The following is a 12,370-nucleotide window of genomic DNA, read 5'->3' on the forward strand; positions in this document are numbered from 1 at the left end:
GGTTTCAGGCCCCTCTCCGGAAAGACCACCATGACGGAAAAAACCAGCTTCTCTTTTGAGGTGCAATACCCCGCACACTCGGCCGCCCCCCAAGCCGAGCGCGATCAGCTGATGGACTCGCTCGAGCCCTCGCTGCGCAGCCTGCTGGCCGCGCAGGACAGCCGCGCCAGCGTGATGGTGAGCGACAGCCACCGGGGCGATGACAACAAACTCGTCGAGCTGGTGACCACGCTGGATGAGCCGCAGGTCGCCAAAATCCTCAAGGCCTTTTCCGAGCAGCATGGCGTGAGCGTGACCGCCCTCGAATAGCGCACCCCATGTCCCTGGCAAGGCCCTGCAGCCAGCCGCCAGTCACTATTAAATTCATAGCATATCGCGCCCATTTTTGTAGGGCTGGAGGCACTTTCTTCATGAAACCGCGGGTCGCGCGAACGGCCGGACGCCAAGGCTTGGCCGGCTTTTTTTTCTTGGCCACGGCGGCTTTTTTCGGGGCGGCGGCCCGCGCGGATCGCCCTTGCTTTTATCATCTACCCATTGTCCCCCCACAAAAGGAAAACCATGCCCACATACCATGTCGAAATGATGGAAGGCCGCACTGTTGAACAAAAGAAAAAGCTGGTCGACGCCATTACCCGCGTGAGCGTCGAGATTCTGGGCGGCCAGCCCGATTCGGTGGACATCATCATCACTGACATCAAGCGCGAGAACTGGGCCACCGGCGGCAAGCTCTGGTCAGAACCCCGAAGCTGAGCACCAGGAAAGCTTTTGAATACGTCCGTTGCGCCTGCCTCGCTCGCCGAGCTGCAGGCGCGCTGCGGCCCGGCATGCAAGCCAACACCTTGCAGCGCCCTTCCCCCTCTGGACGACGGCCGATTTATCCCTTGACCCGGTAGCCCAGCCGCAGCGACACATCCGCCGCCGCCTGGCGCACGGCGCGGGCGATAGCGGAATCCCAGTCCGCCGGAAAATTGTCCTCATGCCCCAATGCCGTGATCACCAGTACGGCTTTGCCCTCGTGATCAAAGGCGGCGGCACTGAAAGCATTGACGCCCGGAATCGGACGGCCTGCGGCGCGCACCACGCCATGCTGGCGCAGTTCCGCCTGAATATCCTGGATTTCCTGGGCCACGTCTTTCACGGCGCTGCGGTCGAGCCGCCGTGGGCCATCGCCGAAAGCGCCCTGCATGGCCTGCTCCAGTTGATGCCGGGGCAGCGTGGCGGCAAAGGCCCGTCCGGTAGCCGTGCCCAGGATGGACATGACCGTTCCCATGCGCATGCTGACATGCAACGGCTGGCTGGCCTCGATATAGCGCACGATCGTGGGGCCGAAATTGGCCCACACCGCGATCGCCACCGTCTGGTCGATGGCCAGCGCCAGCGCTTCGGCCACCGGCGTGGCGGCTTTCAGGGGATCGAGCTGATGCAGGCAGCTCAGGCCCACCTGCAGCGCCGCCGCGCCCAGCGCGTAGCGGCCCGTCACCGGGTCCTGCTCGATCAGGCGCAGCCTGCCAAAACTCACCAGATAAGTGTGCGCGCGCGACGCCGGCAGGCCGGCCTTGGCCGCCAGATCCTTGAGCGTCATGGGGCTTGGGTGCTCAGCCAGCGCCAGCAGCAGCCGCCCGCCGATCTCGACCGACTGCACGGCCCGCTGCTCTTTGGGTTCTTTCTGGTGATCGTGTTCGTCCTTGTCCATGGCTGGCTTCTCAGTTGAGGGGGTGAAGGGGGTGGCCGGCGGCCGCAAGCGTCAATCATTCCACAAATGGATTTGACAATAGCAAACTTCTGCATAAAATCAACAAATCAATTTGCAATAGACAAATCGTAACTCTGTCAGCCCACTCCGGAGATCTCATGAGCAGCCCCAAGAAATTCGCCTCCCAAGCCGACCTCGACGAGAAGCAGGTCACGTTCACCAGGCTTTCGGACAACGCCTACGCCTATACGGCCGAAGGCGACCCCAACACCGGCATCGTCATCGGCGACGACTGCGTGCTGGTGGCCGACACCCAGGCCACGCCGGCCATGGCGGCCGACGTGGTGCGCCGCATCCGCGAGGTGACCGACAAGCCCATCAAGTACGTGGTGCTGACGCACTACCACGCCGTGCGTGTGCTGGGCGCCAGCGGCTACCAGCCCGAGCACATTCTGGCCAGCCAGGACACCTACGAGCTGATCGTCGAACGCGGCGAGCAGGACAAGGCCAGCGAGATCGGCCGTTTCCCGCGCCTGTTCCGCGATGTCGAATCGGTGCCGCCAGGCCTAACCTGGCCGACCCTGACCTTCACCGGAAAAATGACGCTGTGGCTGGGCTCGCTCGAAGTGCAGCTATTGCAGCTCGGCCGCGGCCACACCAAGGGTGACACGGTCGTCTGGCTGCCGAAGGACAAAATCCTGTTTTCGGGCGACCTGGTCGAGTTCGACGCGACGCCCTATGCCGGCGACGCCTACTTCAAGGACTGGCCGAAGACGCTGGACAACCTGGCGGCGCTCAAGCCGGCGGCGCTGGTGCCCGGCCGGGGCGCTGCACTCACCAGCCCCGAGCAGGTGCAAAAGGGCCTGGCCGGCACGCGCGACTTCATCGCCGATGTGTACGCCAGCGTTCACGCCGGCGTGAAGGCGGGCAAGGATCTCAACGCGGTCTACAAGGAAACCTTCGCCCAGCTCAAGCCCAAGTACGGCCACTGGGTGATCTTTGACCACTGCATGCCCTTCGACGTAACGCGCTGCTACGACGAGGCCACCCAGTATCCCGACCCGCGCATCTGGACGGCCGAGCGCGACCGGCAGATGTGGGAAACGCTGGAAGGTTGACACGCCCCTTGGGGAGACAAAAATGAAATTGCAGGAACTTCAAAACACGCGGGGTCGCGGCGTTGATTACCAGAAGCTGGCGTTCGACTACGAGCGTCATGCCGATCAGGACGCCGACCCGCCCGCGCGCCACCCGGTGGTGGTGGTCGGCGCCGGCCCGGTGGGCCTGGCGCTCGCCATCGACCTGGCGCAGCAGAACGTGCCGGTGCTGCTGCTCGACAACGACTGCACGCTCTCGACCGGCTCGCGCGCCATCTGCTTTGCCAAGCGCACGCTCGAGGTGTTCGACCGCCTCGGCTGCGGCCAGCGCATGACGGACAAGGGCGTCTCGTGGAACGTCGGCAAGGTGTTCTTCAAAAACGATCAGATCTACAGCTTCAACCTTCTGCCCGAAGAAGGCCACGAGCGTCCGGCCTTCATCAACCTGCAGCAGTACTACGTCGAAGGCTACCTCGCCGAGCGTGCCGCAGCGCTGCCGCTCATAGACCTGCGCTGGAGGAACCAGGTGGTGGGCGTCGAACAACAGGCCGACCATGCACTGCTCACCGTCGAAACGCCCGACGGCAACTACCAACTGGCGGCCAGCTATGTCGCCGCCTGCGACGGCTCGCGTTCTTCGCTGCGCCAGCTCATCGGGCAGGAGAGCAAGGGCCGCATCTTCAAGGACCGCTTCCTGATCGCCGACGTGAAGATGAAGCTGGATTCGCCGGCGCCGGGCCGCCCCAAGCCGGGCGAGCGCCCCCTCGGGGGGCAGCGAGGACACGCAGTGCCGAGCGTGGGGGCCGAAGGTTTTGCCGAGCGCTGGTTCTGGTTCGACCCCGAGTTTCATCCGAACCAGAGCGTGCTGCTGCACATGCAGCCCGACAACGTCTGGCGTATCGACTTCCAGCTCGGCTGGGATGCCGATCCCGAGCACGAGAAGAAGCCCGAGAACATCATTCCGCGCGTCAAGGCGCTGCTGGCTCACTCGGAGATGAAGGATGCGCAGTTCGAACTCGAATGGGCCAGCGTCTACACCTTCGCCTGCCTGCGCATGGACAGTTTCCGTCATGGCCGCGTGCTGTTCGCCGGCGACTCGGCGCACGGCGTGTCGCCCTTCGGCGCCCGCGGCGCCAACTCGGGCGTGCAGGACGCCGAGAACCTTGCCTGGAAACTGGCGGCGGTCGTGCGCGGCGACGCGCCCGATGCGCTGCTCGACAGTTATGCCAGCGAGCGCGAATACGCGGCCGACGAGAACATCCGAAACTCCACCCGCGCCACCGACTTCATTACGCCCAAGAGCGAGATCAGCCGGCTGTTCCGCGACGCGGTGCTCGAACTGGCCAAGCGCCACGGCTTTGCGCGCACACTGGTCAACAGTGGCCGGCTCTCCGTACCGTCCACGCTGCACGGCTCAGTGCTGAACACAGCCGATACCGACCTCTTCGAAGGCAAGCTGGTGCCCGGGGCACCGGCCGCCGACGCGCCCATCGCTCGCGCCGACGGCAGCGCCGGCTGGCTGCTGCGCGAACTGAACCGCACGGGTTTCAGTGCGTTGGTGTTCGGCGACGCCAGTGGTGGCGGTGATTTGGCCGAGCGCAGCGCACACGCGGTCGCCGAGGCCGACCCGGCCGTGAAGGTGGTGCGCATCGCATTGAACAGCGTCCACGCGCTCGCTACCCAGCGCTACGATGCGCGGCCCGGTACCGTCTACCTGCTGCGGCCCGACCACCACGTCTGCGCACGCTGGCGGCAACCGGACACACAAGCCATCCGCGCCGCACTGGACCACGCACTCGCCAAGGCATGAAGGAGCCCGCCATGAATCTGATCACCACCCCGAACCTCGATGCGCCCGACGATTTTTACGAAGCGCTGATTGAAGCCCACCACGGACTCTCGACCGAAGAGAGCCACGCCTTCAACGCGCGCCTCGTGCTGGTACTGGCCAACCACATCGGCGCGCTGGCCGTGCTGCGCGAGGCCTTCGCCGCGGCGCAGCGCGCCTGATTCCCGCATACCAACCCCAAGGAGACATTCATGAAAATCACTTCCCGCATTCTCGCCCTGGCCCTGTCGTTCACCGCCTTCGCGGCCCCGGCGCAAAACAGCAAGCCGATCGAATGGGTGGTCGGCTACGCGGCCGGCGGCGGCTCCGACTCGGTGGCGCGCGCCACCGCCGAAACCATGTCGAAGAACCTCGGCCAGACCATCATCATCAACAACAAGCCCGGCGCTGCGACCAATATCGCGGCCGACTACGTGGCGCGCGCCAAGGACTACGGACATGTGATGTTGACGGCCGATTTCGCCACGCTGGCGGCCAACCCCTTCCTGTTTTCCAAGCTCAGCTACAACGCCGAGAAGGACCTCGCGCCGGTGGGCATGCTGGCGCGCTTTCCATTGGTGCTGGTGGTGGGTGCGAACGTGCCGGTGAACAACTTCAAGGAATTCCTGGCCTGGGCCAAGGCGCAGCCGAACGGCATCAACTACGCCTCGGCCGGCGCAGGCAGCCCGCACCACCTGGCAACCGAGCTGCTGCGCGAGAAGACCGGCCTCAAGATGACGCACGTGGCCTATCGCGGCGCGGCACCGGCGCTGCAGGACATCCTGGGCGGCGTCGTCCCCTTCATGCTGGTCGATACCGCGAGCGGCAACCAGTTCGTGCTGGCCGGCAAGGTCAAGGCCATCGCCGTGGCAAGCACCCAGCGCATCGCCACCCTGCCCGAGGTGCCGACCTTCGCCGAGCAGGGGCTGACTGGCTTCGAGGCCTACGCATGGCAGGGTCTTTCGGTGCCCGCCGGCACGCCGCCCGAAATCATCACCAAGCTCAACAGGGCACTTGTCGAGGCCCTCAACTCGACCACGGTCAAGGCGCGCTATCAGGCGCTCGGTGTCGAGGGCCTGCCCGGCACGCCGGCGCAGATGGCCAGCTACGTCAAGAGCGAGCGCGAGCGCTGGGGCCGGCTGATCCGCGACAACGGCATCAAGGTTGACTGAACACAGGGAAAATAACCCTGTAGCTCTTGTTCTGATTGCGTAAACAGCTATCAAATTCATAGCATTTTCAACGCCGCACGGCGCCCAGGTGGCCGTGCGGGCAGCCGATGCCACTGGGTGACACGCGAACCACCTTCTTCCCGGAACCTGGGCAGCGACGCAGGCAGCTGGCACAATTGACGGGCATGCATTTGCCCATCTTTTTGTGACCGCCCCCGCCGCCCCCTTCACACTCGCCAATCTGCGGGCCCGCTACGGCCCGCGTTACCGTTGGCTGTTGCTGCTGTCAGTGATGCTGGGCACCATGGCCTCCATCATGTCGTCGACCATCGTCAACGTGGCGATTCCCGACATGAGCCAGCATTTCGCGCTGGGCCAGGAACGGGCGCAATGGGTCAGCTCCGGCTTTATGGTGGCCACGACGGTGTCCATGCTGACCACGCCCTGGCTGCTGGCGCGCTACGGCTACCGACGCACCTACGCCGGCACCATGCTGCTGCTGATGACCGGCGGCATGGTCGGCGGCCTGGCCAACAGCTTCGGCCTGGTGATGGGCGCGCGCGTGGCCGAAGGGCTGGCGGCCGGCATCGTGCAACCGATTCCGGCCATCATCATCATGCGCGCCTTCGGACCCCATGAGCAGGGCCGGGCCAGCGGCCTCTTTGGCATGGGCGTGGTGCTGGCGCCGGCGCTGGGCCCCAGCATTGGCGGCCTGCTGGTCGACTGGTTTGGCTGGCGCTCAATTTTTTTCATGGTGATTCCGCTGTGCCTGCTGTCGCTGTGGATGGCTTACCGCTATGTGCCGGACAGCGCGCCCGGCGGTGTGGCGGCCGACCGCAACAGTGCCATGATCGACTGGCGCGGCCTGCTGCTGGGCGGCGTGGGCACGCTGTGCCTGCTCAACGGCATGGTGGCGCTGCATGGCAACAGCCTGCTGGAGGCCGTGGTCCTGCTGGTTGCGGCCCTGATGGCCATGGCCGTGTTTATCGGGTGGCAGCGCCACATGGCCGACACGGGCCGCGCGCCGCTGATGAACCTGGCGCTCTTTGGCTACCGCCAGTTCGCCATGGGCAGCGTGGTCGCCTTCATTTACGGCACGGCGCTGTTTGGCTCGACCTACCTGCTGCCGGTTTACATGCAGCTGGGCCTGAACCTGTCGGCCTCGCATGTCGGCACCATCCTGTTGCCCGCCGGGCTGGTGCTGGCCGCCACCATTGCCGGTGTGGGCCGGCTGGCCGACAGGCAGCCCACCTGGCTGCTGGTCAGCACCGGGCTGAGCCTGCTGGCGGCCTCGTTCGCGCTGATGCTGACGGTCGGCCTGGGCAGCGCCTTGTGGCTGCTGGTGCTGTGGGCCATTTTGGGCCGCATCGGGCTGGGCTTTATCCTGCCCTCGCTGAATCTGGGCTCGCTGCGGCCGCTGCCCAAGGACCTGATGCCGCAGGGCGTCAGCGCCATCAGCTTTGTGCGCATGCTGGGCGGCGCGATCGGCGTGAGCCTGTGCGGCATCGTGCTGGAGTGGCGGCTCGCCGCGCATGGCGACTCCTTCGCCAACGCCAGCAGCAGCCCGGCGCGGCTGGCGGCCTTTAACGAAGCCTTTTTGATGCTGGCCGCCCTGTGCGCGCTGGCCATGGTGGCGGCCTGGCAGCTGCGCGAACGGGCTGCCGCACCACAGCCGCGGCCCGAACAACTCAGGGCGGACTGAGCATGTGCCAGCTGCTGGGCATGAACTGCAACGCGCCCACGGACGTGACTTTCAGCTTTCGCGGCTTCGCGCAGCGCGGCGGCCACACGGACCACCATGCCGACGGTTGGGGCATTGCCTTTTTTGAAGGCAATGACGATGCCGTCAGCACCGGCTGCGACAGGGGCCTGCGGCATTTTGTCGATCACCAGCCGGCCTGCGAGTCGCCGGTGGCCGAGCTGATTCGCCGCTACCCGATCAAGAGCCGCAACGTCATCGCGCATATCCGCAAGGCCACGCAAGGCCGCGTCGCGCTGGAAAACTGCCACCCCTTTGTGCGCGAGCTGTGGGGCCGCTACTGGGTGTTTGCCCACAATGGCGACCTCAAGGATTTCGCACCGCGGCTGCACGGCAGCTTCAGGCCGGTCGGCAGCACCGACAGCGAGCGCGCTTTTTGCTGGATCATGCAGGAGCTGGCCAAATCCCACGCCGATGTGCCCAGCGTGCAGGAACTCAGCATCACCCTGCGCGAACTGGCGGCCCGGATCGCCCCCCATGGCAGCTTCAATTGCCTGCTGAGCAATGGGCAGGCGCTGTGGGCGCACGCATCCACCAGCCTCTATTACGTCGAGCGCCGGCATCCGTTTGCCCACGCCACGCTGAGCGACGAAGACGTGAGCGTCAACTTTGCCGAACACACCCGGCCCACCGACCGTGTGGCCGTGGTGGTGACGGCGCCGCTGACCACCAACGAGCACTGGACGGCTTTTGCGCCGGGAGAGCTCAAGGTGTTTGTGGACGGCGCGCTCGCCGCCGCCTGACCGGCCTGATCGGCCCGACCAGCCGCTCAGGGTGTGGCGGCGCAGCCCGGGCTTTGCCCGTTGAGCGCCTGCTGCTCCAGCGCAAAGCTGGCCCTGGCCTGACCTTGGCTGCGCCGCACCGTCAGCACGTAAATGCTGTCGAAATCACTGCTCTTCCAGTGCGGCACCGCGCTGGCCTGGCCGCCCATGCGCTGCAGCATGGCCCTGACCATCTCTTCAAGCAGCCGGTGCTCCCAGGCCACCAGCACCACCGCGTTTTGATAGCGCGGAGCGGCCAGCTCCTGCTGCAAGCCCTGAATGTTTTCATACCCGAACGAGGTGTCGATGGGCAGGCCCAGCTGCACGGCTGTGGGCGCCACGGTCAACAGGGGCCGCACATAGTTGTAGGACTGGTCGCCATCGACCTTTTTCTCATGCGGATCGGGCGCAAACACGAAATCCGGCTTGCCGAACCTGGCCAGCAGCACGGCCGGCAAGGCCAGCGCGCGGTTCAATCCCTGGCAATTGATCATCCCCAGGCCCCGGGCCGGTTTTTCCGCATGGCGGATGAAGATGATTTTCTGCTCTGCAACCTCTGCGGCTGCATCGGCGGCCGGTGCGGCCCAGGAGGCGAAAGGCAGCCACAGGCTGCACAGGATCGCGCGCCGCAGACCTTGGCCAGGAGCGGGCCGGGTCATTGCCTTGACCCACATCAGGAGGCAGCCGCCACGGCCTGCTCCAGCGCATCGACAAACATGGCGGCCACGTCAAAGCCGGTCTGGTCGAAAATTTCCTGGAAGCAGGTCGGGCTGGTCACATTGATCTCGGTCACGTAGTCGCCAATCACATCCACACCGGCCAGCAGCAGGCCGCGCGCGGCCAGCACCGGGCCGAGTGCTTCGGCAATTTCAAAGTCGCGTTTTGACAGCGGCTGCGCCACGCCCAGGCCACCGGCGGCCAGGTTGCCGCGCACCTCGCTGCCCTGCGGAATGCGCGCGAGGCTATAAGGCACCGGCTTGCCGCCAATCACCAGCACGCGCTTGTCGCCCTGGGCGATTTCGGGCAGGAATTTCTGCACCATCACGCTTTGCGTGCCATGCTTGTTCAGCGTCTCGGTGATGCTGCCCAGGTTCAGGCCATCCTGCTTCACGCGGAAGATGCCCATGCCGCCCATGCCGTCCAGCGGTTTGAGGATGATGTCACCGTGCTCGGCGTGAAAGCGCTTGATGTCGTCGGCGCTGCGCGTGACCAGGGTCGGCCCGCTGAACTGGGCGAATTCCAGGATCGCCAGCTTTTCCGGGTGGTCGCGCAGTGCCGCCGGTTTGTTGAAGACCCTGGCGCCCTCGCGCTCGGCCTGCTCCAGCAGGTGCGTGCTGTAGAAGTATTCGCTGTCAAAGGGCGGGTCCTTGCGCATGATCACCGCATCAAAGCCGGCCACGGCCTCGCGGCCGTCCGGGCGCTGGGCGTCGGCCACAAACCAGTCGTCCAACTGTCCTGTGAGCGTGATGTGACGCACCCGGGCCGTGACCCTGGCGCCGGTTTGCCAGCTCATGTCCTGCGGCTCGCAGGCGCTGATGCGGTGGCCGCGCCGCTGCGCCTCGCGCATCATGGCAAAGGTGCTGTCCTTGTAGGTCTTGAAAGACGCCAGCGGATCGGCAACAAAAAGAAGGTTCATGGTCGGTTCAGGACGAGGTCGTCGTTGTCTTGGAGGTGGGCGCCGGACCGGGTGGTGCGCGGCGCTGCTGGCCGTATTGTTGTACAAACAGCGCCACTGCGCCCGCGACCACGCCCCAAAAGGCCGAACCGGCACCGGCTATCACGACGCCCGACAGCGTGACCAGAAATGTGATAGGCGCCGTCTCGCGGTGCGATTCATCCCTGACGGCGGCGGCCAGCCCGGCAATCGCCACCACCAGCTCCCTCGGAAAGGCCGTCAGCAGCCCGGTGACGGCCGCCGCCCAGCTGAACCTCGGCATCGCGAACACCGGCACGGCAAAAAAAAAAAGCAACCTCAGACCACGCCATCTGGCCGCGACGGGACTCGCCCAGGCCTGCCGGCGAAAGGCAAATAGCTATCAATTCAATAGCAAACTACACCCATACCCCTTGGGCCAGGGACCAGAATCGCCCTAAATCTCGATCTTGCTGCCCAGCTCCACCACCGAGTTGTTGGGCAAGTTCAAAAAGTCTGCCGCGCCACTGGCGTTATGGTGCATCTGGGCAAACAGTTTTTCACGCCAGGCCGCCATGCCGCTGCCAATGGTCGGCACCACGGTGTCGCGCGACAGGAAATAGCTGGTCGTCATGGCCTCCAGTTCGCAGCCCCGGCCCCGCATCAATTGCAGCGCCTTGGGCAGGTCCAGATCGTTCTTGAAGCCATAGTTGACGATCACCTGCCAGCAATCATGGCCCAGCGCTTCAATCTCCAGCCGCTTGTTCAGGCCGATCCAGGGCACTTCATGGTTGCGCACGGTCACAAACAGGTTCTGCTCGTGCAGCACCTTGTTGTGCTTGAGGTTGTGCATCAGCGCATTGGGCACGATGCCCGGCTCGCCGGTCATGAAGACGGCCGTGCCTTCAACCTGTGCAGGCGGGTTGACGAACACGGCATCCAGGAAGCTGGGCAGGTCAATGGCATCGGTGCGAAGTTTTTCGTTGAGGATGTTCCGGCCGTCCTTCCAGGTGGTCATGAGCACGTACAGCGCCCCGGCCATCACCAGCGGGAACCATCCGCCATGGGCGATCTTCAGGGCGTTGGAGGCGAAAAACGCGATATCCACCACAAAGAAAAAACCGGTCGCGGCGATGCACAGCGACAAGGGATAGCCCCAACCGTAGCGGATCACAAAAAATGTCAGCGCCGTGGTGATCACCATGAGCAGGCTCACCGAGATGCCGTACGCCGCCGCCAGGGCCGACGACGAGCCGAACATCAGCACGGCCAGCACCACGCCGGCCAGCAGGGTCCAGTTCACGGCGGGGATGTAGATTTGCCCGGTCTCGCGAATCGAGGTGTGCAAAATGCTCAGGCGCGGCAGAAACCCCAGCTGAATCGTCTGCTTGGCGGCTGAAAACGCCCCGGAAATCAGGGCCTGCGAGGCAATCACCGTGGCCATCGTCGCCAGGACCACCATGGGAATCAGCGCCCACTCGGGCGTCATCAGGTAAAACGGGTTCTCAGCCGCCTTGGGGTCGGCCAGCACCAGCGCCCCCTGGCCAAAGTAGTTGAGCATCAAGGATGGCATGACCAGCGCAAACCAGGCCAGCCGGATGGGCTGCTTGCCGAAATGCCCCATGTCCGCGTAAAGCGCTTCGGCGCCCGTGACGCACAGGAACACGGCGCCCAGCGTGATGAAGGCAATCCCGTAGTGCGCCATCGCAAAGCGCAGCCCATACCACGGAGAGACGGCCAACAGCACGGAGGGGTTCTGGACAATCTGCGCCACGCCCGTGGCCGCGATGGCCAGAAACCAGAACACCGTGATGGGCCCGAAAAACTTGCCGATATCCCCCGTGCCGCGTTTTTGCGCCATGAAAAGACCCAGCAGCACCAGCAGCGAAATAGGAACGACGTAGGGCTTGGCGGCCGGGGTGATGATTTCAAGCCCTTCCACCGCCGAGAGCACCGAAACCGCCGGCGTGATGATCCCGTCGCCAAAAAACAGGGCCACGCCGAACACGCCCAGGATCAGCAGCATCCGCCGCAGCTGGGGCTGATCCTTGACCGATTGCGACGCCAGGGCCAGCAAGGCCATCAAGCCCCCCTCGCCGGCGTTGTCGGCGCGCATGATGAGCACCACATACTTGATGGACACCACCACCGTGAGGGTCCAGAAGAACAGCGAGAGCACGCCCAGCACGTTAGCCGTCGTGATGGGGACATGACCGCCGGCGAAAACCTCCTTGAAGGCGTAAAGAGGCGAGGTGCCGATGTCGCCATAGACGACGCCGATGGCGCCCAGGGTCAGCGCCGCAAGTGATGATTTTGAATTTGACACAAGGTCTTCCCGTCCAGGGCTACCAACCGGTACCCACCAGTTAAAAGGCCGCGGGGATGCTTAGTTTTGGGAACGCCATTTTGCGCTCAGGGAACTGACTT

General features: G+C 64.8%; 12 protein-coding genes and 1 pseudogene. 8 read left to right on the plus strand and 5 right to left on the minus strand.

Annotated features, from left to right (window positions below; all coding sequences use genetic code 11):
* The first annotated feature begins 30 nt into the window (after positions 1-30).
* Together PJE01S_RS12095 and PJE01S_RS12100 are read left to right on the plus strand one after the other, a co-directional pair.
* Positions 31-309: a hypothetical protein gene (locus tag PJE01S_RS12095; RefSeq protein ID WP_068833871.1), complete on the plus strand. Its 279-nt coding sequence runs from the start codon at positions 31-33 to the stop codon at positions 307-309.
* Between the two features lie 249 nt (positions 310-558).
* On the plus strand, positions 559-750 hold the full coding sequence (locus PJE01S_RS12100; protein WP_011485406.1) for a 4-oxalocrotonate tautomerase: 192 nt from the start codon (positions 559-561) through the stop codon (positions 748-750).
* Positions 751-874: 124 nt separating this feature from the next.
* Here PJE01S_RS12100 and PJE01S_RS12105 read toward each other — a convergent pair whose 3' ends face one another.
* A complete protein-coding gene (locus PJE01S_RS12105) occupies positions 875-1,693 on the minus strand; it encodes an IclR family transcriptional regulator (RefSeq protein ID WP_068833872.1) in 819 nt (272 codons plus the stop codon).
* A gap of 158 nt (positions 1,694-1,851) precedes the next feature.
* Between PJE01S_RS12105 and PJE01S_RS12110 the strand changes: the two genes are divergently transcribed.
* The 6 genes from PJE01S_RS12110 to PJE01S_RS12135 all read left to right on the plus strand — a co-directional run bounded on the left by PJE01S_RS12110 (position 1,852) and on the right by PJE01S_RS12135 (position 8,292).
* Positions 1,852-2,811: an MBL fold metallo-hydrolase gene (locus PJE01S_RS12110; RefSeq protein ID WP_068833873.1), complete on the plus strand. Its 960-nt coding sequence runs from the start codon at positions 1,852-1,854 to the stop codon at positions 2,809-2,811.
* Positions 2,812-2,833: 22 nt separating this feature from the next.
* Entirely contained in the window at positions 2,834-4,600 is a 1,767-nt protein-coding gene (locus PJE01S_RS12115; protein WP_068833874.1) for an FAD-dependent oxidoreductase, read from the plus strand.
* Positions 4,601-4,611: 11 nt separating this feature from the next.
* Positions 4,612-4,800: a DUF2783 domain-containing protein gene (locus PJE01S_RS12120; RefSeq protein WP_068833875.1), complete on the plus strand. Its 189-nt coding sequence runs from the start codon at positions 4,612-4,614 to the stop codon at positions 4,798-4,800.
* 30 nt (positions 4,801-4,830) lie between these two features.
* Entirely contained in the window at positions 4,831-5,790 is a 960-nt protein-coding gene (locus PJE01S_RS12125; RefSeq protein WP_068833876.1) for a Bug family tripartite tricarboxylate transporter substrate binding protein, read from the plus strand.
* A gap of 205 nt (positions 5,791-5,995) precedes the next feature.
* Positions 5,996-7,492 carry an MFS transporter gene (locus PJE01S_RS12130; protein ID WP_068833877.1) on the plus strand — a complete coding sequence of 499 codons (1,497 nt, stop codon included), beginning with the start codon at positions 5,996-5,998 and terminating at the stop codon, positions 7,490-7,492.
* 2 nt (positions 7,493-7,494) lie between these two features.
* Positions 7,495-8,292: a class II glutamine amidotransferase gene (locus PJE01S_RS12135; RefSeq protein WP_068833878.1), complete on the plus strand. Its 798-nt coding sequence runs from the start codon at positions 7,495-7,497 to the stop codon at positions 8,290-8,292.
* A gap of 26 nt (positions 8,293-8,318) precedes the next feature.
* Here PJE01S_RS12135 and PJE01S_RS12140 read toward each other — a convergent pair whose 3' ends face one another.
* The 4 genes and pseudogenes from PJE01S_RS12140 to PJE01S_RS12155 all read right to left on the minus strand — a co-directional run bounded on the left by PJE01S_RS12140 (position 8,319) and on the right by PJE01S_RS12155 (position 12,269).
* A complete protein-coding gene (locus tag PJE01S_RS12140) occupies positions 8,319-8,969 on the minus strand; it encodes a histidine phosphatase family protein (RefSeq protein WP_218017516.1) in 651 nt (216 codons plus the stop codon).
* A 14-nt stretch (positions 8,970-8,983) separates the two neighbouring features.
* Complete coding sequence (gene gshB, locus PJE01S_RS12145; RefSeq protein WP_068833879.1) at positions 8,984-9,946, minus strand: glutathione synthase; 963 nt, start codon at positions 9,944-9,946, stop codon at positions 8,984-8,986.
* A gap of 7 nt (positions 9,947-9,953) precedes the next feature.
* Positions 9,954-10,232, minus strand: a pseudogene (locus PJE01S_RS12150) (benzoate/H(+) symporter BenE family transporter); the annotation flags it as partial.
* A 168-nt stretch (positions 10,233-10,400) separates the two neighbouring features.
* Entirely contained in the window at positions 10,401-12,269 is a 1,869-nt protein-coding gene (locus tag PJE01S_RS12155) for a potassium transporter Kup (protein WP_068833881.1), read from the minus strand.
* Positions 12,270-12,370 lie beyond the last annotated feature (101 nt).

Origin of the sequence: Polaromonas jejuensis NBRC 106434, assembly GCF_001598235.1 — a bacterium.
Taxonomy (GTDB): Bacteria; Pseudomonadota; Gammaproteobacteria; order Burkholderiales; family Burkholderiaceae_C; genus Polaromonas; species Polaromonas jejuensis.

What these genes read in the sequence shown, in the direction of transcription:
- PJE01S_RS12140 (WP_218017516.1), bottom strand. Translation starts at nt 8,969, where the DNA reads ATGACCCGGCCCGCTCCTGGCCAAGGTCTGCGGCGCGCGATCCTGTGC.
- PJE01S_RS12135 (WP_068833878.1), top strand. Translation starts at nt 7,495, where the DNA reads ATGTGCCAGCTGCTGGGCATGAACTGCAACGCGCCCACGGACGTGACT.
- PJE01S_RS12115 (WP_068833874.1), top strand. Translation starts at nt 2,834, where the DNA reads ATGAAATTGCAGGAACTTCAAAACACGCGGGGTCGCGGCGTTGATTAC.
- PJE01S_RS12105 (WP_068833872.1), bottom strand. Translation starts at nt 1,693, where the DNA reads ATGGACAAGGACGAACACGATCACCAGAAAGAACCCAAAGAGCAGCGG.
- PJE01S_RS12125 (WP_068833876.1), top strand. Translation starts at nt 4,831, where the DNA reads ATGAAAATCACTTCCCGCATTCTCGCCCTGGCCCTGTCGTTCACCGCC.
- PJE01S_RS12110 (WP_068833873.1), top strand. Translation starts at nt 1,852, where the DNA reads ATGAGCAGCCCCAAGAAATTCGCCTCCCAAGCCGACCTCGACGAGAAG.
- PJE01S_RS12100 (WP_011485406.1), top strand. Translation starts at nt 559, where the DNA reads ATGCCCACATACCATGTCGAAATGATGGAAGGCCGCACTGTTGAACAA.
- PJE01S_RS12120 (WP_068833875.1), top strand. Translation starts at nt 4,612, where the DNA reads ATGAATCTGATCACCACCCCGAACCTCGATGCGCCCGACGATTTTTAC.
- PJE01S_RS12095 (WP_068833871.1), top strand. Translation starts at nt 31, where the DNA reads ATGACGGAAAAAACCAGCTTCTCTTTTGAGGTGCAATACCCCGCACAC.
- gshB (WP_068833879.1), bottom strand. Translation starts at nt 9,946, where the DNA reads ATGAACCTTCTTTTTGTTGCCGATCCGCTGGCGTCTTTCAAGACCTAC.